This is a genomic window from Floccifex sp. (assembly GCF_051873555.1).
GTDB lineage: Bacteria > Bacillota_I > Bacilli_A > Erysipelotrichales > Erysipelotrichaceae > Floccifex.
The window spans coordinates 1-24088 of sequence record NZ_JBJEEY010000001.1; the positions used below are offsets into that span (position 1 = coordinate 1).

The following is a 24088-nucleotide window of genomic DNA, read 5'->3' on the forward strand; positions in this document are numbered from 1 at the left end:
GTAACTACCTGTGGTTGGTTTGTTCCCAACTGAATTCATGCCATGCCCGGCACACATGAAAAAGAAGATAGAATTCAATCTATCTTCTAAAAATATTGATTAATAAAATCTGCCCAGCCATCTTCTAATACTGTTTTTTCTGTAATAATATCAGCTAATGCTTTGGTATCATCCGATCCATTTTTCATGCATACACCAACACCCGATGCTTCTAACATTTCATTGTCATTGGTCGTATCTCCAAAAGCCATTGTATCGTGAATATCAATGTTGTGTTTTTCACAAAATTGTTCTAATGCATAGGCTTTGGAAGCCTTTCGATTTTGAAATTCCATTAATGTGGGTTGTGTTTTGTTGCCTTTATAGTATGGAGACTCAAATTCTTTGACACGCTTTTCTACTTCTGGCATATCTTTTTCATCCACACGAAACATAATTTTCGCATTTGGTTCCTGATAAAAATCAGCTTCAGATTTGGCGACTATATAATCCGATTTTGTATATTGGGCAGAAAAATGAACTTTCTGATCATAGACTCCACACATATAGGCTTTTCCAAAATACATAACAGGATTAAATGAAAAAGGTCGCATGATATCAAATGTTTCTTTGATCCATTCTGGCTTCATTTGAAAATAATCATAAACTTTATTTTCTAATCCATCATATAATTGAGAGCCATTTAATCCAATGATAAAATCAATGTCTTTAACACCCCATGTACCCACAATATATTGCACATCTTTTAAACTTCTACCAGAAGCAATGCCAAATAAAATCCCTTTTTCACGGATTTTTTGAATCATATTTTGTCCGAATTCCGATAATTTATGATGTGATGGAACCATTGTTCCATCAATATCACAAACAATACATTTTATATTTTCATACATATAATATCCTTCTAATTCACCATTTTTTTAAGAATATCTTCATATTGTGCTTTCGCAATTTCTAATTTATGTGTGTAATCCGCTAATTTTTCTTTTTCTGCATTAACTTTAAATTCAGGTGCTTTTTCAACAAATCTCGGATTTTGAAGCATTCCACTAGCACGTTTAATTTCATTTTCAAGTCGCTTAATTTCTTTTTCCAGTTTAGTTTTTTCTTCTTCTAAATCAATCAAAGTATCCATCGAAACTGTTAAAATACAACCTTCAATGCTTCGAGATAAAACATCTTTACTTTCTATAGAAGGAATTACAATCGCGTGACACATTTTTTTCAAAATAGCTTTAATGTCTTCGTTTACTTCTTTTGATAAACAAATTTCTAAGTCTTCACTAGGTTTCATACCATAATCCACTTTGATTTCACGAGTAGCTTGAATGGCACTAATACAAATTTGCATATCCAGTTTTTCTTTATCACAGCAATCAAATTCAATGATTTCTGGCCAAATTTCTTTATTGATGCTTTCTTTTTCATGCGGAAGCGCACAATAAATTTCTTCTGTGACAAAAGGCATAAATGGAGACAATAATTTTAAAATATTTATTAAAACTGTATATAAAACGGCTTTTGTACTTTGAATGGCTTCTTTGTTTTCGGAATATAACGTAGCTTTTGATAATTCAATATACCAGGAACAGAAATCATTCCATACAAAACTATATAATTCATTTCCAGCAATTCCAAATTCATATTTTTCCATGTTGGCTTCTACATTCTGAATTGTTTCATTCATACGATTTAAAATCCATTTATCAACACATGAAGTTTTTGAAACATCTAAAGTTAATTTTTCATTTCCAATCTGCATTTCAACATAGCGAGCTGCATTCCAGATTTTATTGATAAAATTCCAAGATGCATCAACTTTTGATTCATCGTATCGTAAATCCATTCCTGGAGCGGAATTCGTTGTTAAAAACCATCTTAGGGCATCGGCTCCTTTTTCTTGAATGACATCCATTGGATCAATTCCATTTCCTAATGATTTAGACATCTTTCTTCCTTGAGAATCACGAACCAATCCATGAATCAAAACATCTTTAAATGGACGATTTTTCATAGAATAACGTGTTTGGAAAGCCATACGAGCTACCCAGAAGAAAATAATATCATATCCAGTAACTAATACATCATTTGGAAAATATCTTTCTAAATCACTTGTTTGATCTGGCCATCCCAATGTAGAAAAAGGCCATAAACCAGAAGAAAACCAAGTATCCAATACATCTTCATCTTGTGTCCAGTTTTCAATATCTTCTGGATCTTCCATTCCAACATATAACTCACCAGTTTCATTATTTGTCCAGGCAGGAATTCGATGTCCCCACCACAATTGACGAGAAATACACCAGTCTTCAATATTTTCTAACCATTGTGTAAATGTTTTTTCAAATCGATTTGGAACAAAATGAATTTTCTGATCTTCAATTTGTTGATTTGCCAATACTTCTTCTGCCAATGGTTTCATCTTAACAAACCATTGCTTTGATAAATAAGGCTCGGCAATGACACCAGAACGCTGTGAATGTCCAACTTGATGGAGATGCTCTTCAATATGATCAACTACACCCGCTTCTTCAAAATCTTTGACTAAAGCTTCACGACATTCAAAACGATCCATTCCTGTATATTTTCCACACATGTCATTCATAGTTCCATCTGGATTCATACAAACAGGCATTTCTAGATTGTATTTTTTAGCTAAGGCAAAGTCATTTGGATCGTGTGCAGGTGTACATTTCATAACGGCCGTTCCAAAGCTCATATCAATATAGTCATCTGCCATAATTGGAAAAGCTTGTCCATTGGCTGGATTGATAGCATGCATACCTACAATGTCTTTATAACGATCATCATCTGGATGTACAAAAATAGCCTGGTCGGCAAACATTGTTTCTGGACGTGTTGTCGCAATCACTAATTCCTGTCCATTTTCTACAACTTTATATTTGAAATAATACATGTGACCCATGATTTCTTTGTGTTCTACTTCAATATTCGATAAAGCTGTTTTCAATTCAGGATCCCAGTTAATGATTCTTTCACCTTGATAAATCAATCCATCATTATATAAATCTACAAATACTTTACGAACAGCTTTGGATAAACCTTCATCTAAAGTAAAACGTTCACGCGTATAATCCAAAGACAAGCCCAATTTAGCCCATTGACTACGAATGGTAGAAGCATATTCTTCTTTCCATTGCCACGCACGATCTAAAAATTTTTCACGCCCAATATCATAACGAGAAATACCTTCGGATTGTAAACGCGCATCAACTTTAGCCTGTGTAGCAATTCCTGCATGATCCATTCCAGATACCCATAATACATCGTATCCCTTTAATCGCTTGTAACGACATAAAATATCTTGTAAAGCTGTATCCCAGGCATGGCCTAAGTGTAGTTTTCCTGTTACATTTGGTGGAGGAATCACAATACAATAAGGTTTCTTTGACAAATCCCCTGCTGTAAAATAACCAGCATCAACCCATTGTTTGTAGATATTATCTTCCACTTTTAAATGATCATATTTTGCTTCCAACGTCATAGTATCCTTCCTTTCCAAAAATAAAAAAAGCACATCATAAGGACGTGCTTGACGTGGTACCACCTAATTTTTTACTTCATTCACATAACGCTGTGTCTGCGAATTTTCTTACTTCTATTTCAGAAAATTTGCTCCTAGACTACCTTCATCTTTTTTCAATATTTCTTTGCACCCACCAGAAACTCTCTGAAAAATCCAAAAGACTACTCCTTCTATTCGTAGCATGTACCATTAGTTTATCAAACTCAAAAAATATTTCAAGAAAAAATTTTATAACCACGCTTTTTCAATCATTTTCAGTTCTTCTAAATAAATACAATGTTCCAATAAATGATGAGAAACTCCAAAAAGAACATCTTGATACTTCATCCAGCAAACGCTTTGAATTTCTTCTGTCTGAAAATTAAAAGAATCTTGATTAAATTCATAGGCATATATTTTTGATACTTGCACATCATGAAATGGTTTGTGATGAAATTTTCCTTTATATTCAAAAGTACGAATACCACAATCAATAAATTTTTCTTTTATTAAATCAATACCTAGTTCTTCTTTTGCTTCTCGAATAGCACTTTCCAGAAAAGAATCACCAGCAGGTATATGACCCGCTGTAGAAATATCAAAACAATCAGGAAACGAATCTTTTTGATTGCTTCTTTTCTGTAATAAAATTTCTATATGATCTTTTCTTCGAAACAACCAGACATGACTTGTACGATGTCGTATGCCTTTTTGATGTGCAATACTTCTTTCTATAATTTGTCCAGTAGGATTTCCCATTTCATCTACAATATCTAAATATTCTTTCATACAAACCAATACGTGTGTTGTTTTTCCATAAAACATTTTCCATTTTTGGGAACTTGTCGCAATGCATTGAATACATTATAGTAATCACCAATACCTGCTGAAATAGAAAATAACCCCAATGCGCCTAAGATAGTATGAGAAGGATCAATCAAAAAAATAAAAAATGGAATAAATCCAAATACAAGATTTGGTAATAAACTCATAAAGATAAAACGATTTCTAGACATAACTTCTGTTCCTGTCACAAACAATATACCTTTTCCAATATATAAATAAACCGTTTCCTGAAAACAAATCGCGTGTAAAAATTCATGAGGGAGTAAACAAATTATGGATAAAATGGTTCCTGTATTAAATAAAGAAGCCAATCCATGTATTCTCAAACACATCAAAATATAGAGACCAATTAAAAGAAATAAACTTGCGATATTTAATACCAGGCTAAAAGTATTTATATTATCAAATTCTTTAAAACAAGTGGCATTGGGATGATTTTTTAATTGACCCGATGGAAGTGAATTAACATCGCCATTAAATCGTCCCTTAACAATTAATTCCATAAAACCTCCAAAAAAGAAAGGACTCAAATGAGTCCCTTAAATTATTTACCCATGTAAGATGCAACAGTTTCTAATACTTCATCCGCTGTATCTTTAGCAACGCATTCAGCAGCTAATTTTTGAGCATCTTCAAATGTAATAGACTTAACTTGTTTACGAGCATTTAAGATTTGTGTAGCTGACATAGAGAATTCATCCAATCCCAATCCTAATAAAATAGGAACGGCTTTTGGTTCACCAGCCATGGCACCACACATTCCAACCCATTTACCATGAGCATGAGCTCCTTTGATTGTCATTTGAACTAAACGAAGGATGCTTGGATTAAATGGCTGATATAAGTAAGATACTTTTTGTGACATACGGTCAGCTGCCATAGAATATTGAATCAAGTCATTTGTACCAATTGAGAAGAAGTCTGCATATTTCGCGAATTGATCGGCTAATACAGCAGAAGCAGGAATTTCAACCATCATACCAACTTGAATATCATCACTAACGGCAACACCTTCAGAAATTAATTGTGCTTTAACTTCTTCAAAGATAGCTTTTGCGTCTCTAAATTCCTGAACAGTGGCAATCATTGGGAACATGATACATAATTTACCATATACAGATGCACGACATAATGCACGTAATTGTGTACGGAAAATATCTGTTTGGTCTAAGCATAAACGAATTGCACGATATCCTAAGAATGGATTCATTTCTTCAGGGAAATCATAGTAATCTAAGTGTTTGTCACCACCGATATCCAATGTACGAACAACAACTTTCTTCCCTTCCATTCCTTCCAATACTTGTTTATAAGCCTGGAATTGTTCTTCTTCAGTTGGCCAGTCTTTTGAACCCATATATAAGAATTCAGTACGGAATAAACCTACGCCTTCTCCACCATTGTTCAATACACCTTCAACATCTGCATATCCACCAATGTTACCAGCCAATTCAACTTGATGACCATCGGAAGTAATAGAAGCTTCATTCTTTAATACTTTTAATTCTTCTTTTTCTTTTGCATAAGCCGCTGCTTTTTCTTGATATTTTGCGATTGTTGCTTCATCAGGATTGATTACAACTTCACCATCTAATGCATCTAAAGCAATAATATCTCCTGTATTGGCTGCTTCCAATACACCAGCACATCCTACAACAGCAGGAATTTCAAGAGAGTTTGCCATAATAGCAGAGTGAGAAGTTTTTCCACCGATTTCAGTTGCGAATCCTTTAACATATTCATTTAATTGCGCAGTATCAGATGGAGTCAAGTCATGAGCCACGATAACAGAATCTTCCGCAATAGAAGTTAAATCTGGAATCATAACTCCTAATAAATTACATTTTAAACGGAATGTAACGTCTTTAACATCGGCAATTCTTTCTCTAAAATATTCACCTAATGTTTCAAACATCGAAATAGCCATATTAGCATATGTTTCAACCGCATATTCTGCATTTACTTTGTCATTATTAATGGATGCTACCACTTGATCATGTAAATCAGGGTCCCCAGCCATCATTAAGTGAGCATCAAAGACAGCTAATTCTTCTTCACTTAAACGTTTAGCCGCTCTTTCTTTTACTCCTTCAATGTCTGTTTTTGTTTTTTCCAATGCAGCTTCAAATTTAGCGACCTCTGCAGCAGTATCTTCTACTGTTTTCATTTCGATGACAACTTTTGGTGTTTCTAATTTATAAACCTTAGCTACAGAAACACCAGCACTTGCCGCAATACCTTTTAACATGAATTTTCCTCCTATAGCATTTGCGTATAACGCTTTCATATAAGAAATTTTATCACTTTTTTATAGTTTCTTCAATATAATAAAAAGAAACCTAAAATGAAAAAAGGCATATGCACATGCATATGCCAAACACATTTTTATTTATTTACGACAACGTCTACACCTTTTGAGCAAATTCCACCAACGATGCAGCAAGCAATGGCTTCAACTAATCCCTGGAAACCAACCAATAAAATAATAAACATCAATGGATTGGTTGCCCCTAATGAAGTTACAAGAGCTTGTACATAATCTGTATTGTAGAATGCTAAGCAAATATAACCCATAAATAATGCTGTATTCAATAAAGGAGCACTAATAGCCGCAATAAAATAACGAAGATTGCTTTTCATAACTTTCTTTAAACCAGAAGCAATCAAGCCAACAAGGAATCCCATAATTGTACGCATCACAATACATAAAATAAATGTATGAACTGGTGAAATAGATAAGAATGTACCTGTCATGACACTAGCTCCTGTTAAAGCGTCATAGAAACTAATCAATCCAAATACACATCCTAAAATTGCTCCTGCTAATGGTCCCATCACAATACCTCCAATGGCAACAGGAACCGTTAAGAAAGATGCTTTCAATGGACCAATGGGAACCATTCCCAATCCAATGAGTTTCATGACAATTTCTACGGCAATTAATAAAGCCAATTGTGTCATGAATTTGACAGTTGAGTTGTTTGTTTTCATTTTTTCCTCCTACTTTCGTTTCTAAGAATACGATGTATAAATTTTTTTTAAGTGTATCCTTTCATGATAGTCTGTCGATCTATCTGAAAACACCTTTTTAATTATAGACAATTTTTTTTATTTTTCAAACTGAAGACGAAAATAATTCGCATAGATACCATTTTTCTTCATCAATTCAGCATGATTCCCCTTTTCTTTGATGCCTTCTTGATCTACAACAACGATTTCATCAGCATTTTGTATGGTTGATAAACGGTGAGCAATGGTAATACACGTTCTATTTTTTGAGAGTTCCTCTAAACTCTTTTGAATAATACGTTCACTTTCATTGTCTAATGCACTTGTTGCTTCATCTAAAATTAATATTTTCGGGTTCTTTAAAAACACTCTGGCAATAGAAATTCTTTGTTTCTGCCCACCTGATAAACGAACACCTCTTTGTCCAACAAAAGTCTGATATCCATCCGGTAAAGAAACAATAAAATCATGTATATTTGCTTTTTTGGCCGCTTCTATAATTTCTTCCATGGAAGCATCTTCTTTTCCATATCCAATATTTTGCGCAATACTGCCTGTAAATAAATAAACATCTTGCTGAACAATTCCAATATTTTCTCGAAGCGATTGAATCGAACAATCTCTGATATCCAACCCATCAATGGTTATTTTTCCTTTTTTGACATCATAAAAACGAGGAATTAAAGAACACAATGTACTTTTTCCAGCACCAGAAGGCCCGACTAAAGCTAATTTTTTTCCTGCCGGAATATCTAATGAAACATTTTCTAATACTTTTTCTTCTTCATTATATTGAAAACTTACATCTTCAAAACAAATATGACCTTCCATATTTTCAAACACAAACGGATTCTCTTTTTCACAAATATCTATATCTTCTTTTAATACTTCTTCAAAACGAGTAAAACCAGAAATACCTTTTTGAAACATTTCCGTTAGTTCCACTAAAACTTCAATTGGAGAAATAAAAATACCAATATAAAATGCAAAAGTAGCTAAATCATTCACATTTAAATTTCCATACAAAATACAATAACCACCACCAACTAAAACTGTTATATATAACAATCCTTGAAACATATTATTTCCTGCCATAAAAAATCCCATAGCTTTATAATTATCTTTTTTAGATTCTAAAAACTGTTCATTGGCTTGTTTGAATTTTTTCGTTTCCATTTTTTCATTGGTAAACGATTGCACAACACGAATTCCAGATAAAGAATCTTGTACAGTGGCATTCACTTGTCCAATTTTTTTTCGATTATCATCAAAAGTTTTTCTCATTTTTTTGTTGTTGAAAAAAGAAAAAAATCCCATACAAATGGTTACAACTAATAACAAAATAGCTAAAGGCGCATAAATCCAAATCAAAATGATAAACGAACCCATAATTTTTAATATTGAAATAAATAAATTTTCAGGTCCATGATGCGCAAATTCAGAAATATCAAATAAATCCGTTGTGATTCTAGACATCATAATGCCTGTATTATTTTGATCATAATACCGAAAAGAAAGTCTTTGATATTGATCAAATAATTCTTTTCGCATATCTCTTTCCATTTTTGCTCCCATAACATGTCCTTGACAAGAAACATAATATTTACAGAAGCAGCGAATCAAATACAAAAATAGAAGCAAAATAAATAATACTGGAAGAATTTGAATCAATAATTCTTTGTCTAGAAAAAATTGTTTTGTGCATAGATTCAAAATTAATGGAAAAGATAAATCAATGATTGATATTAAGCTTGCACAAAATAAGTCAATCAACAAAGAAAAACGATAAGGTTTGTAATAGTGAATAAAATGTTGAATTGTTTTCATGTTTTTTATTTTATACTGAATTTATGAAAAAGAAAGGTTTATAGTTATAAAATGTGATATAGTATTACATTATATGGAGGATGTATGACAAAAATTATTTTCTTTGACATTGATGGTACATTAGTAAAACTAGGAACCATCAAAATGTCTGATAAAACTAAATATGCTTTAAATCGATGTAAAGAAAAAGGAATTAAAATTTTTCTGGCAACGGGTCGTCCCAATAATTGGGTTCCAAAATTTGATATTGAATTTGATGGTGTTGTTTCATTTAATGGTCAATATTGTTTTGATTCCAATGGAGTCATTTATCAAAATAATATAAATCCAGATGATGTACTTCAATGCAAGAAAAACTGTGATCAGCTGCAAATTCCATTGGCCATTGCAACCCAGGATAAATTATGTGCCAATTATTTTCAGGATACTTTAGACTACTATTTTACTTTTGCTTCTCAAGTTTTAGAAATTGATGAAAACTATGAACAAACGATTCATGAACCTGTTTTTCAAATGATGGCAGCTATTGATGAAAAAGACGATGCGAAAATCATTGAAGGATGCAAATCCATTCAAATCACAAGATGGTGGGATCATGCCTGTGATATCATTCCTGTCAATGGAGGAAAAGAAATCGGAATACAGCATGTCTTAGATCATTATGGTTTTTCAATTGAAGAATCTATGGCTTTTGGAGATGGTGGAAACGATGCCACTATGATTGATTTTGTTGGATGTGGAATTGCGATGGGAAATGCGAAACAAGAGCTGAAAGATATTGCGGACTATGTCACTTGCAATGTAGAAGACGATGGTATTTATGAAGCTTTGAAGCATTTTGAAATAATTTAAGGAGCATGTTATGGTATTCACACAAGAAATTTTTATTACTCCCTATCAATTAAATCGAACACTTCATATTTATAAACCCGATCACATAAAAGATAACGAACGTTTACCCGTTCTTTATATGTTTGATGGTCATAATTTATTTTATGACAATGTCGCAACATATGGAAAATGTTGGGGCATTAAAGATTATTTAGATCAGCACAATGGACGTATTCTTGTCGTGGGTTTAGAGTGCAATCACAATGGAGATCAACGATTAAATGAATTTACGCCCTATGATTTTTATGAAGACGAATGGGGCTATGTCAAAGAAAGAGGGCGTGTTTTAATTGACTGGATGATTCATGAATTAAAGCCATTTATCGATAAAAACTATCCAACCAATCCTTCAAGAGAATGTACATATGTTGGTGGTTCCAGCATGGGTGGTACTATGAGTTTATATATGGCTATGCATCATTCGGATGTATATTCAAAAGCAATTTGTGTTTCACCTCATATTTATCCGATGTATAAAAAATTTAGAGAAGACTTTGATTGTCACATTGAACCACATACGCAAATCTATATTTCATGGGGTGGAAATGAATATCCAACGCATCAGATTTTTGCGATGGCTACCGATCAAAATCTTCAAATCATTCGTGCTTTATTAAAAAAAGAAGGTGTGGATGTTATTCCACACGTCTTTAAAAATGATAATCACTCTGAATCTGCCTGGCAAAAAGAATTGCCTGTATGGATGAAAGAATGTAATGTCGCATAAAAAAGACTGGAAAATCCAGTCTTTATTCTTTATTGGCTTCAATAATACGCTTGGCAATCATGTCAGGCACTGGATCATAACGATCCATTTCAATAGAATAAGTTCCAAGTCCTTGTGTCATAGCCCGTAATTCAATTGAATACTTAGGAATTTCAGACATTGGTACTTGCGCTTCAATTAATTGATCACCATCTTCTGGTGTCATACCCATGATAGATCCTCTACGTTTATTTAAATCTCCAATCACAGTTCCTGTATATTCATCTGGAACACGGATAGAAATATTCATAATTGGTTCTAATAAAATTGGTTTACATTTTGTCATGGCATCTTTAAAAGATAAATGAGCAGCCAACTTAAATGCCATTTCACTAGAGTCTACATCATGGTATTTACCATCTTTTAATGTGGCTTTCATATTAACAACTTTATAACCAGCTAGAGGCCCTTTTTCACAACATTCTCTTAAACCCGTTTCAACAGCAGGGAAATATTGTTTTGGAACAGCTCCACCAAATACTTTTTCTTCGAAAACCATTTCTTCTGTTCCACGATTTGGTTCAAAATCCACAAATACATGACCAAATTGACCATGACCACCAGATTGTTTTTTATGACGACCTTCTCCAGTAGCTGTTTTTGTGATGGTTTCTCGATACATAATTTTTGGATCGGCAATTTTAACTTGCGCTTTATATTTATTTTTTAATTTATTTAGAACAACACCTAAATGTTGATCCCCAATTCCATAAATAACAGTTTCTTTTGTTTCCTTGTTTGTCGTAACTTTGAAAGTAGGATCTTCTTCCGCAATTCGAGCCAATCCATTGGATAACTTATCTTCATCATTTTTTGTAGCAGGCGAAATAGATTGTCCATACATTGGTTGCGTAAAAGTAATAGCAGGTGCAATTAATAATTTTCCTCTTTCGCATAGTGTATCATTTGTTTTTGTGTATTGAAGTTTATTGATAGCTCCAATATCTCCAGTAAACAATTTACCACAAGCTGTTTGATGTTTTCCTTTGATCACAAAGATAGAACCAATTTTTTCTGGTTTTCCATTGTTTCCATTTACTAAAGTTGAATCCGAAGAAAGAACACCAGATAAAACTTTTATATAACTAATACGACCTACAAATGGATCGGCAATGGTTTTAAAAACTTGTGCCGTTAAGACTTCTTGTTCCGTTGTCAATAATTCAACATCTACATTGTTTGGTGTTTTCGCTGTATACAATCCTTTTTCGGAATAAGTAGGGAAATAATCCACAATTAGATCCATTAAACGCTGAATTCCAATGGATTCTGTAGCCGAACCTGAATAAACGGGAATGATTTCTCCACTACGAACACCAATACGAACTCCACGTGTTAATTCCGCATCGGTAAATTCTTCTCCTGAGAAGAATTTTTCCATTAATTCGTCATCTCCCATTGCGACAGCTTCAGCGATTTGATCTTTATATAAAGAGACTTCTTCTAACATATCTTTTGGAACTGGTTGAGCAATATCGCCTTCGGCTTTTGGGCCTTTATAATACCAGGCTTTATTTTTGATAATATTAACAGAACCAACGATTTCTCCATTTTCAATAATAGGTACTTCAAATGGAATAATGCTCTTACCAAATTCTTCATGCAATGCATTATAGGCACTGGCAAAATCTGTATCTTCTTCATCTAATTTATTGATAAAGAAAATAGTTGGTTTTTTAGAGGCGATGGCTTGTTTATAAGCTAATTTAGTACCAGACTGTAAAGGATCTTTCGCACTTGTGACAATTAATACATTGTCTCCCACACTAAATCCACTTTCTTTTTCACCAACGAAATCTAAATAACCAGGTGTATCGATAAAATTAATTTTACATTCGTTCCATTCAATAGGAATGATAGAAGTATATACAGATAGTCCTCTGGCAATTTCTTCTGCATCAAAGTCAATCATAGAAGAGCCATCACTTGTTTTTCCAAACCGGTCTGTTGCTTTTGTATAGTAAAGCATTGCTTCTAAAACAGATGTTTTCCCTACTCCACTGTGTCCAATAACACTGACATTTCTAACTTCTGAACTTAAATAATCACGCATAATAAATCCTCCTACTTAAGAATTGGCTCTAATTGAGCTCGGCAATGTTCACGTACATAATCAAGGGCACGGTTCCCTTGTTTATCGACCATATCTACATCCGCACCATACGCAATTAATTTTTCAACTAATGAAGCATATCCACCAAAAGCTGCACGCATCAAAGAAGTACATCCATTATTATCGAACAAATTTACATCGGCATTTCTTTCTAACAATAAAGCAATGGTATCACGTTTAAAGGCAATACAAGCTTCCATCAAAGCAGATCGACCTACTTCGTCCTGAGCATTTATATTAGCGCCTGCATCCAGCAATAATTGTACACAACGATCTTGTCCTAATAAACAAGCACGCATTAAAGCTGTTCTTCCATTATCGTCTTTGGCATTTACATCAGCTCCAGCATCGATTAAAGCTTTACAAATTGTTTTGTTTCCTTTTTTAGCAGCACCCATTAAAGCAGTTTTTCCGTTTTTATCTGTCATATTGACATCGGCTCCATTGTCAATTAATAATTGCACAATGTCTTTACGGTCGCGTTTACTAGCTCGCATCAAAGCTGTTCGTCCGTCTCCGTTTTGGTAGTTGACATCGGCTCCTCCTCGAATTTGGGCCGCAGCCATTGGAAAATCACCATTTGCACATGCATCCCAAAATACTTTATTGAAATTCTGATCCATTTTCTTCTTCCTCCTTTTTAGAATCATATACACAGAAAAACTGGAATATATAGAAATATCCCAGTTATATTGTTAAAAAGGAGTGTGTTTCTTTTTTATTATATACAGTTTGAACTTTATTCATGAATACCACTCCCTTCGTTGTGAATTCATGATAGTCAAAATAAATTAAATAAACAAATAAAGTGCTAAGTTGGACAGAAATATGTCCAACTATGCCATTAGAAAGCGTTTTCAGTCCGATCAATAATGGCTTGCTGGGCTTGTGGCATTAAAGAAATAAACTGTGCACAATAACCAGCTACGCGAACAATTAAGTTTGTATATTGTTCTGGATGTAATTGTGCATCTTTTAAAACAGATGTATCAATGACATTAAATTGATTATGATAAATTCCTTTTTGGCAAGAAACAATCAGAAAATCAACAAATTTATCACGATTTTCCTGCAAAGTCTGTGGTGTAAAGCGCATATTTAATAATTGTCCAGCAGCTACTTTTTCATTTGGAAGTTTTGAAACCGAGTTAATGACAGCCGTTGGTCCATTGATATCGCTTCCTTGAGTTGGTGAACAACCTTCATTTAATGGACTTCCTGCATATCGACCATCAGGTGTAGCTCCTACTACAAAGCCATTTGGAACATAACTTGTAATATTGCTGGTTGACATTGTATAACAAGATACTTTTGGTCCTAAATCTTTTCGTAATGTACTATAAGAAGGAAGAAGTTCTAAATATGAATCAAATACAGCTTTGACAATTTCATCAACTTCATCCACATCATTTCCAAATTTTGGTAAATGACGAATATCTTTTAATATACGAGCCGATTCAAGACTTTGCCAATTATCGTGCATCGCATCTAATATTTGATCCATCGTATATTTCTTTTCTTCATACACTAATTTTTTAAGAGTATATAAAGAATTTCCTACAACACTTGGTCCAATATTAGATTGACTAATCACGTCATAGCGACATCCTCCTTGCTTGAGTGTCTTACCTAATTTCAGACTATCTAAAATAAGACAAGACGCAAATGGGTCGGCATCATAAATTTCTAGACTTTCATCGCATATTTTGTCACATTCCACTGAAATATCTGAATAATATTTCAAATATTTTTTCCAAGTATGCCAGCATTCTTCATAGTTTTCCGGTGTTTCACTTTTCATCATTGTGATACCTGTATTTGGATCTGTTCCATTATGAAGCATAATTTCCAATACTTTTCCCCAGTTTACATAGGTCATACCTGTTGCACGGTGTCCATATTTTCCTGGAACCCCTGTTTCTACACATCCAATTGGACAATAGTCATTCGCATCTTCTCTTGGAATACCTAAATCCACTAATCCCTGAATAGCGACTTCGTCATTAAACATGGATGGCATACCACATCCAGTCGCAATTAAATCAGCACATGCTTCCAAAAACTTTCTGGGTGTATTTTTGTGATAGCGAGCCGAGAAATTTGGTTCGGCTAAAGAACATAATTTCATAGCCTGTACACATAGATAACTCAAATCATTTACGCCATCACTTCCATCTGGTTTTAGACCAGATACAACAAGATTAGAATACAATGGGTAGCCTTGTGAAAAGCGTGTATGACCATATGGACGTACTTTATTATGACTTGATAACATAATAAACATATGTGTTATCAATTCTAATGCGTCCTCTTTTGTTAAAATGCCTTTTTCAATGTCATTTTGATAGTATGGAAGCATATATTGGTCAAATCTTCCAAAACAGAAAGAATGTCCATTGCTTTCAATCATCTGTAATACATGAATCATATAAACGGCTTCAATGGCTTCATAAAAACTTGAACAAGGGCCTTCTAGTAAAACAGAAGCAATATCACTCATTTTTTCTAATTCTTGTTTTCGTTTTTCGTCTTTTGTTCCTTCGGCTTGTTCACTTAATAGTTTTGAAAAACGTTTAAAGAATGTTAAAGAACCTTCTAATGCATAAATCACAGATTGATAATAATCGGTTTTATCATTTTCTAATTGACTTTTTGCATAATCTATTAAAGCTCTGAAACCATATTTTAAAGCCATTTCATGATCGGGTACAATATGTCCATCTCCACTCATAGAAATGCCACCACGATGTAAAACACCTTGTTTTTCTGCCAGTAAAATGTCTTCTGTAATATTTTGATTGACTCGATCTTGATGGGTTTTTCCTTTCCAATATGGATAAATGGATTTTAAATCCTTTTTCGTTTGTTCATCAATATAGAAGATATCCCCTTCTCTTTTTTCAAATTCATCCAATTCATCAATCACCCATTGAATGGAATATTCCGGAAAAACAGGGGCTGCAAAATTTTTAGAAGCCTGGTTTCCAAAAATCAATGAATCGTCTTCTATATAGATGGACATATTTTCAAGTGTATACTGAAAAGCTTTGGCTTTTCTTAGAATATAAGAGTCTTTTTCACTTTTTTTGAAAGATTCCGTATATAATAAAGCTCTTTGTGAACAAATACTGGCTTTTCTTTTTTCCATTTTTATACGAAGTCTTTCGATTCTTTTTTTATCCATAGTCCTCCTAAAAAAAGTAGAGACAAGGCTCTACTTTATTTGTTCAAATCCAATACAACAGGAACCGAACGGTATCCAACACCCATACGATCAATTCCCATATTAATTAATTGTAAGAAATGTTCTCTTGTACGGATGCATCCAGAACCTTTAACTTTACATTGATCTTGTACTTCATCCTGCATGATTTTGATAATTTCCGGAGTTGCTCCATGAGACTCATATCCAGTCAAGAATCCAGTAGAAGTTTTCACGAAATCCGCTTTGGCATCTATTGCACAGTGACAAGCTTTTTTAACTTGTTCCACTGTTAATGCATCTGTTTCAAAAATAACTTTAACAGGTACATTTTTTTCATGGCAAACATCAACAACGGCTTTAATATCTGCTGTCACTTCATCATATTTTCCAGAACGAATCAAACCAAAATTTGAAACAATGTCCAATTCTCCAATCACATCCGCATAATTATCCACTAAAATTTTAGCTTGTGCGACTTTTGATTGTGTTGAGCTTGTTCCAAATGGGAAATCACAAACAGGACAAAGTTTTGTTTTACTTCCTTGTACCAATGGTTTACATAAATCCATATAACCTGGGTTGATACAAATGGTTGCACATCCTAATTGTACACCATCTTTAGTTAATTCGACAATTTGTTCTGTTGTGAATTCTGGTTTTAATACAGAATAGTCAATATAAGAAGCCAATTCAGATAGTGTCATGTCTTCTGCTCTTTTTTCTAATTTAATCATTTCCATTCACCTCTACGAACATTTTAGTGCATTTTCGAACATTTGTAAACATTTATGCAATATTAAATGTAATTTGTCCTTTTTGTTTATTGACTTCCGTACAAATGACTTTTATTTTTTGTCCTAAAGAATAATTCATGGATTCACTTTTTAAAGTCATTGTCAATTCATCATAGACAAAATGATCAAATAAAGTACGAATTGGCACCAATCCTTCAATTCCATTTTCTAATTCCACAAAAAATCCAAATTCCATGACAGAAATAATTGTCGCATCAAATGTTTTAAAGAGCTGATTTTCCATGTATTCTGCCATTTTATAATCATTAACCTGACGTTCCACAAAAATGGCATCTCTTTCTTTTTGTGACATTTGTATACTTTGTTTCATGATTTTCTTTTCATCTTTGTTTGTGGAACACTCATTTTGTTCAAAAATATATTTTCTTAACATTCGATGTACCACTAAGTCGGAATAACGACGAATCGGACTGGTAAAATGGCAATATTCTTCTAGTGATAATCCAAAATGTCCTTTACATTCTTGATTATAAATGGCTTTTTGCATACTGCGAAGAGAAATTCGTGAAATAATTTCGTGTTCTGTTACATCTTCTATGGATTCCAACAATGTTTGAATGGTTTTTGAAGATATATTTTCATAATCAAATACATAATGAAAAGCTTGTGAAATATGAATTAAAGGCTCTAACTTCTTTTCCGTTGGTTTTTCATGTATTCGATACATGCATGGAATGTGTTTTTGATGCAATAAATTGGCAACACAAACATTGGCTAATATCATGCATTCTTCAATCATTTGCTGGGCAAAGCCTCGTGGTTTAATTCGAATGGATATTGGTTTTCCTTTTTTATTTAATTGAATTTCTGGTTCTTTGGTATTAAAGTCAATGCATCCTCGATCATAGCTTCTTTCTTGTAATAGAGAAGCACACTGCGCTAAATAAATTAAATCTTGATAAATGTTTTCATAAGATCGAATGGCTTGTAGATTGCCTTTTAAAACGGCGTTAACCATATTATATGTACAACGCTGATTGGAATGAATCAAACTTGGATACACTTTATAGCTCGTGCAATTTCCATGTTCATCAATTTCCATTTGACAAGTTATAGTACAGCGATCTACTTCAGGATTTAATGAACAAATACCATTGCTTAATTCAAAAGGCAACATAGGAACGACACGATCACATACATAGATACTGGTGCATCGTGCATATGCTTCCTGGTCAATGGCACTTCCTTCTTTGACGTAATGAGATACATCTGCAATGTGTACATAAAGAGTATAGCCGTATTTTTTCTTTGTGATGCTGATGGCATCGTCAAAGTCTTTGGCATCGTCTCCATCAATGGTAAATGTGATTAAATTGGTTAAGTCGACTCGATTGTTTTTATCTTTGTTTGTGACTTGAGAAGAAATTGTTTTACATTCTTTTTCAATGCGTTCATTAAAATGCATGCGAACATTGTTTTCATATAAAATAGAAGTAATATCTACACCTGCTTCTTTTTTGTTTCCAACAATGGTTTCAATTTCAACAAGCATGGGATTGTCGTATTTTAAAATTCGTACCACTGCTTTATCATGATTTTGAATTTTAAATTCATCTATATTTTTTACAATAAAAGATCGATGATAATCAATGTCACTGAAAAATTGATATCCTTTTTTACTATGAATAAATTCTCCAATAATTTTATGAATGCCATGAGAAAATATTTGTTTTACTTTCCAGTTTCCGTTTTCTCTTTGTGCAAAGACTTCATCACCATCAAATACATTTTTCGCATATTTCTTTTCAACATAGATTTTTTTGTCTTCATTTATAATGGCATATTCTGTTTTAGATATATCTTTTATTTTTCCAATCATATCCTGGCTTGTAACCAATATATAGTTGGTATGGTTATTGATTATGAGTCTTTCATCGACTAATTCGTTGAGTGTTTTGACTAGTGTCGTTAATTCTTTTGAATTCTTTATATTTAATGTTTTTCGTAATTGATCGATGTTCCATTTTTTTTGTTGATGAAATTTTTGTAATAAAATTTGTCTCATTTTCTCTCCTTTCAAAAAAAAAGACCTTGACGGTCTTCTATACAATCTGCAATGCGATCACAATCGCAAAGAATAAAATTCCACAAATGAGTGTCATTCGACTAATCACTTTTTCAGGACCTCTTTCTTTTTGAACCGCAAATAAGTTCAAGTCCCCGCTTCCTGTAAAAGCTGCACTTAATCCATCGGATTTACCACTTTGCAACAGTGTTAATATAATAATTAAGCCAGATAAGACCATTAATATAACATTTAAAATATCTTTCATATAAATCACACTTCCTATTGCTTGAGTATAACACATCTTTTGTAAAAATCAAATAAAAGAAGGCTTGTCTTAGTCTTCAATTTTCTTTAAGTCAATGTATGGAATTTCAGTTGGTGTTTCACGGCCAAATAAAATCAATAATACAGTGGCTTCTTTCTTTTCATCATCCATGGCTTCTACAGTTCCTTGTGATCCTTCAAAAGCTCCATTTAAGATTTCAACTGTATCTCCAATTTCAAAATTCACTTGTACATTTAAATCTTGTCTACCTAAACGACGTAATACAGCATCTACTTCTTCTTGTGCTACCGGGAATGGTTTAGCTCCCTTTCCACTGGAACCAATAAATCCTGTGACACCAGGTGTATTTCGTACGACATACCATGCTTCATCGGTCATGATCATTTGTACTAATAAATATCCAGAGAACAGGTTATGTACTTTTTCAACAGGTTTTCCGTTTTTGTATTCGATTTCTTTTTCTTCAGCAACAACAATTTGAAATAATGAGTCTTCTAATCCCATTGTTTTAACACGACGTTCCAAATTGTTTTTAACGTTGTTTTCTTGTCCTGCATATGTATTAACAACATACCATTCTTTTTTTAATTCTGACATATTTCCTCCTATGCTTTGATAATTAAATTAAGAAATCCAGAAGCGGCGATTTCACATATAAAGAAATAAAGACCAAATAATACGGTAAACAAGATCACAAGCCCACTTGATTTCATAAGTTGTGAAAAACTTGGCCATTCAACGGTTTTTAATTCTTTGATGACTCCTTTGGGAGAATATACAAAATCTTTTTTTTCTTTTTTCTTTGACATACTATGACCTCACTTTGTTTCTTTGTGCAAAGTATGTTTACCACACTTTGGACAATATTTTTTAAATTCTAAGCGTTCACTATGTGTTTTTTTATTTTTTTCAGTTGTATAGTTTCTTGATAAACATTCTGTACATGTTAAAATAACTTTATCTGCCATATGAATCTCCTATAACTAATTTAATTTATCATTTTATTTTTATTTTTGTCAATCTTATTCAACCATTTTTGAATTTTTTTCATTCGATATTGAATAGATTGTCTGGAAATCGATAGAATTTCTGAAATGTCTGTATTTGAATATTCAAGATAACGGTAAACCAATATTTTTTGTTCAATTTCAGGTAATTCATTTTTTGCTTTTTCCATTATATCTTCCAAAGCAATTTTCCCTGTTACATAGGAATGTAAAGAACATTTTCTTTGGTCTTGAATAATTTCTTCAAATGTATATCGTTGTGAGTCTTCATTGATTTTGGCATTTAATGGAAGAAATTGTGGATAACATCCGTTATATAAGTGATTGGTAGAACGTGACATATCTACAATTCTATTGGTCAATACGTTATTTAAATATGTTGAAAATGTGACTTTTTTATCGATTCTATATCTATGAATGCATTCGACTAAAACGCAATAACAAATTGATAAATAGTCTTCCATTGTATTGTTTTCAAAATATCGTGTATCTAGTTTTTTATGAGAGATTGAAATCATCATTGGTGTGAAGTATTCAATCAAAAACGAAAGGGCTTCTTCGTCTTGTATGAAATAATAATAAATCCATTTGTTTATATTTACTTTTTCCATAATTGCTCCTAAAGAGCGAAAAATTACAGAGGATGTCTTTGACTATGAATTTGATATAAAAGAATACCGCAGGCAACACTGGCATTCAAGGATGTGATTTTTCCTTCCATAGGAAGTGTTACCATGTAATCACATTGTTTCTTAACTAAATTAGAAATTCCTTTTCCTTCGTTTCCAATAATCAATACTATGGGAACATCGTACATTCCTGTTCGATAATCTCTGGCATTGATCATATCAGTCCCCACTATCCAATAGCCTTTTTCTTTTAATAATTTCAGGGTTTGACTTAAATTAGTTACTATGGATACAGGAATTGTATAAGCAGCGCCTGTGCTGGCTTTAATGGCAGCTGGTGTTAATCCGGCACTGTTATGTTTACATAAAATCACTCCATCCACACCGGCACAGTCACATGTTCTTAAAATCGCGCCTACATTATGTGGGTCTTGAATGCCATCCAAGGCAACGATTAATCCAGGTGTTTTTGTTTTTTGAAGTAGATCATAGATAGAATATGTAGGTATTTCTTTCACTTGACAAACGATTCCCTGGTGAACTTCATTTTTCGTGAGTTTGTCTAGTTTTTGTTTGGAACATATTTCAACAATTGTATTTTGTTCTTTGATGGATTTCCAGATTTTCTGGTCATTGAGTCCTTTTTGGATATATATTTTTTCAATGGCTTCGGGATCATTTTTTAATTGTGAAAATACATTTTTTCCATAAACAATCATAAACTATCTCCAATTTCTATGATTTTGTCTAAGCATTGGTTTAAACGATCAAGATGCTTATATAAATATAAATAGCCTAATAAAGCTTCTAATGCTGTAGCTTTTAAATATGTCTGGCCATCGGCGTTTTTTGCTTTAGAATGAATGGTTGCATTTCTTCCTCGACTTAATATCGTCATTTCATCGTCATTAAAATAGTTTTGTAAAAGGAGTGTATCTAATATTTTAGCTTGTCCTTTAGCACTGCAATAGTAACTGCTTTTCTTTTGTAGTAAATTTGCTTTTTGATAGCCTTTAGATAATAAATGTTCACGTACTTTTAAGCTCATGATGGCATCTCCCATCCAGGCTAAGCTTGTCGCATTTTCGCTGACAATTTCCATTAGATAATTCCTTTTTCTTGTAGTTGACTACGATATTGATCCGCTAATTCATAGTTCTTTTCTTTTACAGCTTGTTTCCAGTTACGATACATGTCTTTGTCTTGTTCACTCATTTGAATGGAATCAAATTGAATTCCTAATACATAGAGCTCTTTTTCAAGTGTAGCGATTAATTTAGAAAGTGTTTCTGTATCCAATGGGCGTTTACGAACGAGCTGGTTCATATTTTTAACGGTTTCTAATACGGTTGTAATGGCATTTGGTGTATTTAAATCGTCATTTAAGGCTTCAATAAATCGAGTCCATAAAGTAGTGTCTACTTCTGTTGATGGTTTAACGTTTTCTAATTGAAGTTGAATAGAAACTTGTTTATAGGCATTTTGAATTTTATTTAATTCTTTGATGGCTACATCAAATACTTCATCTGTTAAATTCATAAGAGCACGGTATTGAACCGAAATCATAACCCAGCGAACCACATTTCCACCAAATTGGGCAATTAAATCTTTGGCCCAGCGTACGTTTCCTAATGATTTTGACATTTTTGTTCCATCAATATTAATCATTCCATTGTGTATCCACATATTTGCAAGTTTTGTGTGGTTACATGCCTGGCACTGTGCAATTTCGTTTTCATGATGAGGAAATTTTAAATCCAGTCCGCCTCCATGTATATCAATTAAATTGGTTTTAAATACATTTTGAATCATGACAACACATTCTGTATGCCATCCTGGTCTTCCTTTTGACCATGGAGAATTCCATTGAATGCCTTTATCGGTTTGTTTCCAAAGTGTAAAATCCAATGGATTTTCTTTTTTTGAATTTTCATCAATTCGGGCCCCTACCATCAGGTCTTCCATTCTTTGATGTGATAATTCTCCATAATGTGGATCACTTTCAATGCGAAAATATACGTCTCCATCAACTTGATAAGCCGCACCTTTTTGAATTAAGTCGGCAATAAAAGCAATGATTTCGTCCATTGTTTCCGTTACTCTAGGCGCCACATCTGGTAAATCAGCATTTAATCCTGTTCGTACTTGGTTATAAGCTGTAATATATTTGTCTGTAATTTCTTTTTCGCTCACATTATTTTCAATGGCGGCATTGATGATTTTATCATCAACATCGGTGTAATTGCTGACAAAAGTCACTTCATAGCCTTGTGCTTGAAGGGCTTTTTTTAAGGTATCAAATACAACGATGGGCCGGGCATTTCCAATATGAGGATAATTATATACAGTCGGTCCACAGACATACATCGATATTTTATTGTCCTGGATAGGTTGTAATGGCTCAATTTTTTGTGTATAGCTGTTATAAAGTTTCATATTGGTCCTTCTTTCTATTCAATTTCATTCATTTGAAGTGTTAAATCACGGAATTGTTCCAGTAAGTCTTCATCGATTCCTTGTTCCTTCATTTGTTCTAAATATACTTTATCTAAGTCATCAACGTCTTTTGTTAATTCGTCTCGATCTTTATTGGATAATTGTGTTCTAATAGCCATATTTTTCTCCTAGCAATTGTATATCTAGAATACCTTAATTGTCGTATTTTTTCAAGAAAGCACAAAAAAAAGACATCCGAAGATGTCTTTTCATTTAAATTCTTAACCTAATTCAGCAAAGTATTTAATTGTACGAACCATTTGGCTAGTGTATGAGTTTTCGTTGTCATACCAAGAAACAACTTGTACATGAGTGTTTCCATCTTCCATTTCATGAGCCATTGTTTGAGTTGCATCAAATAATGATCCATAACGGATTCCAATGATGTCAGAAGAAACTAATTGTTCTTCAGTATATCCGAATGATTCAGTTGAAGCAGCTTTCATAGCAGCATTGATTTGGTCAACTGTAACTTTTCCTTCAACAACAGCAACTAAAATAGTTGTAGATCCTGTAGGAGTTGGAACACGTTGAGCAGATCCGATTAATTTTCCATTTAATTCAGGAATAACTAAACCGATAGCTTTTGCAGCACCTGTTGAGTTAGGAACGATATTAACTGCAGCAGCACGAGAACGACGTAAATCACCTTTACGTTGTGGAC

General features: G+C 33.1%; 23 protein-coding genes, 1 pseudogene and 1 other annotated feature. Of the genes and pseudogenes, 2 read left to right on the forward strand and 22 right to left on the reverse strand.

Annotated features, from left to right (window positions below; all coding sequences use genetic code 11):
* Positions 1-86 precede the first annotated feature (86 nt).
* From ACI32A_RS00005 to ACI32A_RS00035, 7 genes are all read right to left on the reverse strand, one after another.
* Positions 87-893 carry an HAD family hydrolase gene (locus tag ACI32A_RS00005; RefSeq protein ID WP_439752964.1) on the reverse strand — a complete coding sequence of 269 codons (807 nt, stop codon included), beginning with the start codon at positions 891-893 and terminating at the stop codon, positions 87-89.
* A gap of 11 nt (positions 894-904) precedes the next feature.
* Positions 905-3505, reverse strand: a complete 2601-nt coding sequence (locus ACI32A_RS00010; protein WP_439752965.1) for a valine--tRNA ligase — start codon at positions 3503-3505, stop codon at positions 905-907.
* Between the two features lie 35 nt (positions 3506-3540).
* Positions 3541-3734: a binding site (T-box leader), on the reverse strand.
* 41 nt (positions 3735-3775) lie between these two features.
* Complete coding sequence (locus ACI32A_RS00015; RefSeq protein WP_439752966.1) at positions 3776-4351, reverse strand: NUDIX hydrolase; 576 nt, start codon at positions 4349-4351, stop codon at positions 3776-3778.
* A complete protein-coding gene (locus ACI32A_RS00020) occupies positions 4312-4875 on the reverse strand; it encodes a DUF3267 domain-containing protein (protein ID WP_439752967.1) in 564 nt (187 codons plus the stop codon). The genes ACI32A_RS00015 and ACI32A_RS00020 overlap by 40 nt, the downstream gene beginning before the upstream one ends.
* A gap of 41 nt (positions 4876-4916) precedes the next feature.
* Positions 4917-6620: a phosphoenolpyruvate--protein phosphotransferase gene (ptsP, locus tag ACI32A_RS00025; protein ID WP_439752968.1), complete on the reverse strand. Its 1704-nt coding sequence runs from the start codon at positions 6618-6620 to the stop codon at positions 4917-4919.
* A 137-nt stretch (positions 6621-6757) separates the two neighbouring features.
* Positions 6758-7363, reverse strand: a complete 606-nt coding sequence (locus ACI32A_RS00030) for an ECF transporter S component (RefSeq protein WP_439752969.1) — start codon at positions 7361-7363, stop codon at positions 6758-6760.
* Between the two features lie 117 nt (positions 7364-7480).
* Positions 7481-9208, reverse strand: a complete 1728-nt coding sequence (locus ACI32A_RS00035; RefSeq protein ID WP_439752970.1) for an ABC transporter ATP-binding protein — start codon at positions 9206-9208, stop codon at positions 7481-7483.
* Positions 9209-9292: 84 nt separating this feature from the next.
* Here ACI32A_RS00035 and ACI32A_RS00040 point away from each other — a divergent pair, with 84 nt between their 5' ends.
* Complete coding sequence (locus tag ACI32A_RS00040; protein ID WP_439752971.1) at positions 9293-10060, forward strand: Cof-type HAD-IIB family hydrolase; 768 nt, start codon at positions 9293-9295, stop codon at positions 10058-10060.
* 10 nt (positions 10061-10070) lie between these two features.
* Positions 10071-10826 (forward strand): alpha/beta hydrolase, encoded by a 756-nt coding sequence (locus ACI32A_RS00045; RefSeq protein ID WP_439752972.1) that lies wholly within the window; start codon positions 10071-10073, stop codon positions 10824-10826.
* A gap of 22 nt (positions 10827-10848) precedes the next feature.
* On the opposite strand, the gene fusA is transcribed toward ACI32A_RS00045, so the two are convergent.
* From fusA to ACI32A_RS00120, 15 genes and pseudogenes are all read right to left on the reverse strand, one after another.
* A complete protein-coding gene (gene fusA, locus ACI32A_RS00050) occupies positions 10849-12918 on the reverse strand; it encodes an elongation factor G (RefSeq protein ID WP_439752973.1) in 2070 nt (689 codons plus the stop codon).
* An 11-nt stretch (positions 12919-12929) separates the two neighbouring features.
* Positions 12930-13601 (reverse strand): ankyrin repeat domain-containing protein, encoded by a 672-nt coding sequence (locus tag ACI32A_RS00055; protein WP_439752974.1) that lies wholly within the window; start codon positions 13599-13601, stop codon positions 12930-12932.
* A gap of 221 nt (positions 13602-13822) precedes the next feature.
* Positions 13823-16162, reverse strand: coding sequence for a glycyl radical protein (locus ACI32A_RS00060; RefSeq protein WP_439752975.1), 2340 nt, complete (start codon positions 16160-16162; stop codon positions 13823-13825).
* A gap of 35 nt (positions 16163-16197) precedes the next feature.
* Positions 16198-16917, reverse strand: a complete 720-nt coding sequence (deoC, locus tag ACI32A_RS00065) for a deoxyribose-phosphate aldolase (protein ID WP_439752976.1) — start codon at positions 16915-16917, stop codon at positions 16198-16200.
* Between the two features lie 52 nt (positions 16918-16969).
* Positions 16970-19003, reverse strand: coding sequence for a ribonuclease R (gene rnr / locus ACI32A_RS00070; RefSeq protein ID WP_439752977.1), 2034 nt, complete (start codon positions 19001-19003; stop codon positions 16970-16972).
* A gap of 37 nt (positions 19004-19040) precedes the next feature.
* Positions 19041-19271: a preprotein translocase subunit SecG gene (gene secG, locus ACI32A_RS00075; RefSeq protein ID WP_439752978.1), complete on the reverse strand. Its 231-nt coding sequence runs from the start codon at positions 19269-19271 to the stop codon at positions 19041-19043.
* Between the two features lie 69 nt (positions 19272-19340).
* On the reverse strand, positions 19341-19889 hold the full coding sequence (gene nusG / locus ACI32A_RS00080; protein ID WP_439752979.1) for a transcription termination/antitermination protein NusG: 549 nt from the start codon (positions 19887-19889) through the stop codon (positions 19341-19343).
* 8 nt (positions 19890-19897) lie between these two features.
* Positions 19898-20101 (reverse strand): preprotein translocase subunit SecE, encoded by a 204-nt coding sequence (gene secE, locus ACI32A_RS00085; RefSeq protein WP_439752980.1) that lies wholly within the window; start codon positions 20099-20101, stop codon positions 19898-19900.
* 9 nt (positions 20102-20110) lie between these two features.
* The gene (rpmG, locus tag ACI32A_RS00090) at positions 20111-20260 is read right to left on the reverse strand and encodes a 50S ribosomal protein L33 (RefSeq protein WP_439752981.1); all 150 of its coding nucleotides are present in this window, start codon (positions 20258-20260) and stop codon (positions 20111-20113) included.
* Positions 20261-20280: 20 nt separating this feature from the next.
* Positions 20281-20910: a sigma-70 family RNA polymerase sigma factor gene (locus ACI32A_RS00095; protein ID WP_439752982.1), complete on the reverse strand. Its 630-nt coding sequence runs from the start codon at positions 20908-20910 to the stop codon at positions 20281-20283.
* Between the two features lie 23 nt (positions 20911-20933).
* Positions 20934-21647, reverse strand: coding sequence for a 23S rRNA (guanosine(2251)-2'-O)-methyltransferase RlmB (gene rlmB, locus ACI32A_RS00100; protein ID WP_439752983.1), 714 nt, complete (start codon positions 21645-21647; stop codon positions 20934-20936).
* The gene (locus tag ACI32A_RS00105) at positions 21644-22030 is read right to left on the reverse strand and encodes a Mini-ribonuclease 3 (protein WP_439752984.1); all 387 of its coding nucleotides are present in this window, start codon (positions 22028-22030) and stop codon (positions 21644-21646) included. The genes rlmB and ACI32A_RS00105 overlap by 4 nt, the downstream gene beginning before the upstream one ends.
* Positions 22030-23364 (reverse strand): cysteine--tRNA ligase, encoded by a 1335-nt coding sequence (cysS, locus tag ACI32A_RS00110; protein ID WP_439752985.1) that lies wholly within the window; start codon positions 23362-23364, stop codon positions 22030-22032. The genes ACI32A_RS00105 and cysS overlap by 1 nt, the downstream gene beginning before the upstream one ends.
* A 14-nt stretch (positions 23365-23378) precedes the next feature.
* Positions 23379-23543 (reverse strand): hypothetical protein, encoded by a 165-nt coding sequence (locus tag ACI32A_RS00115; RefSeq protein ID WP_439752986.1) that lies wholly within the window; start codon positions 23541-23543, stop codon positions 23379-23381.
* A 102-nt stretch (positions 23544-23645) separates the two neighbouring features.
* Positions 23646-24088, reverse strand: a pseudogene (locus ACI32A_RS00120) (type I glyceraldehyde-3-phosphate dehydrogenase); the annotation flags it as partial.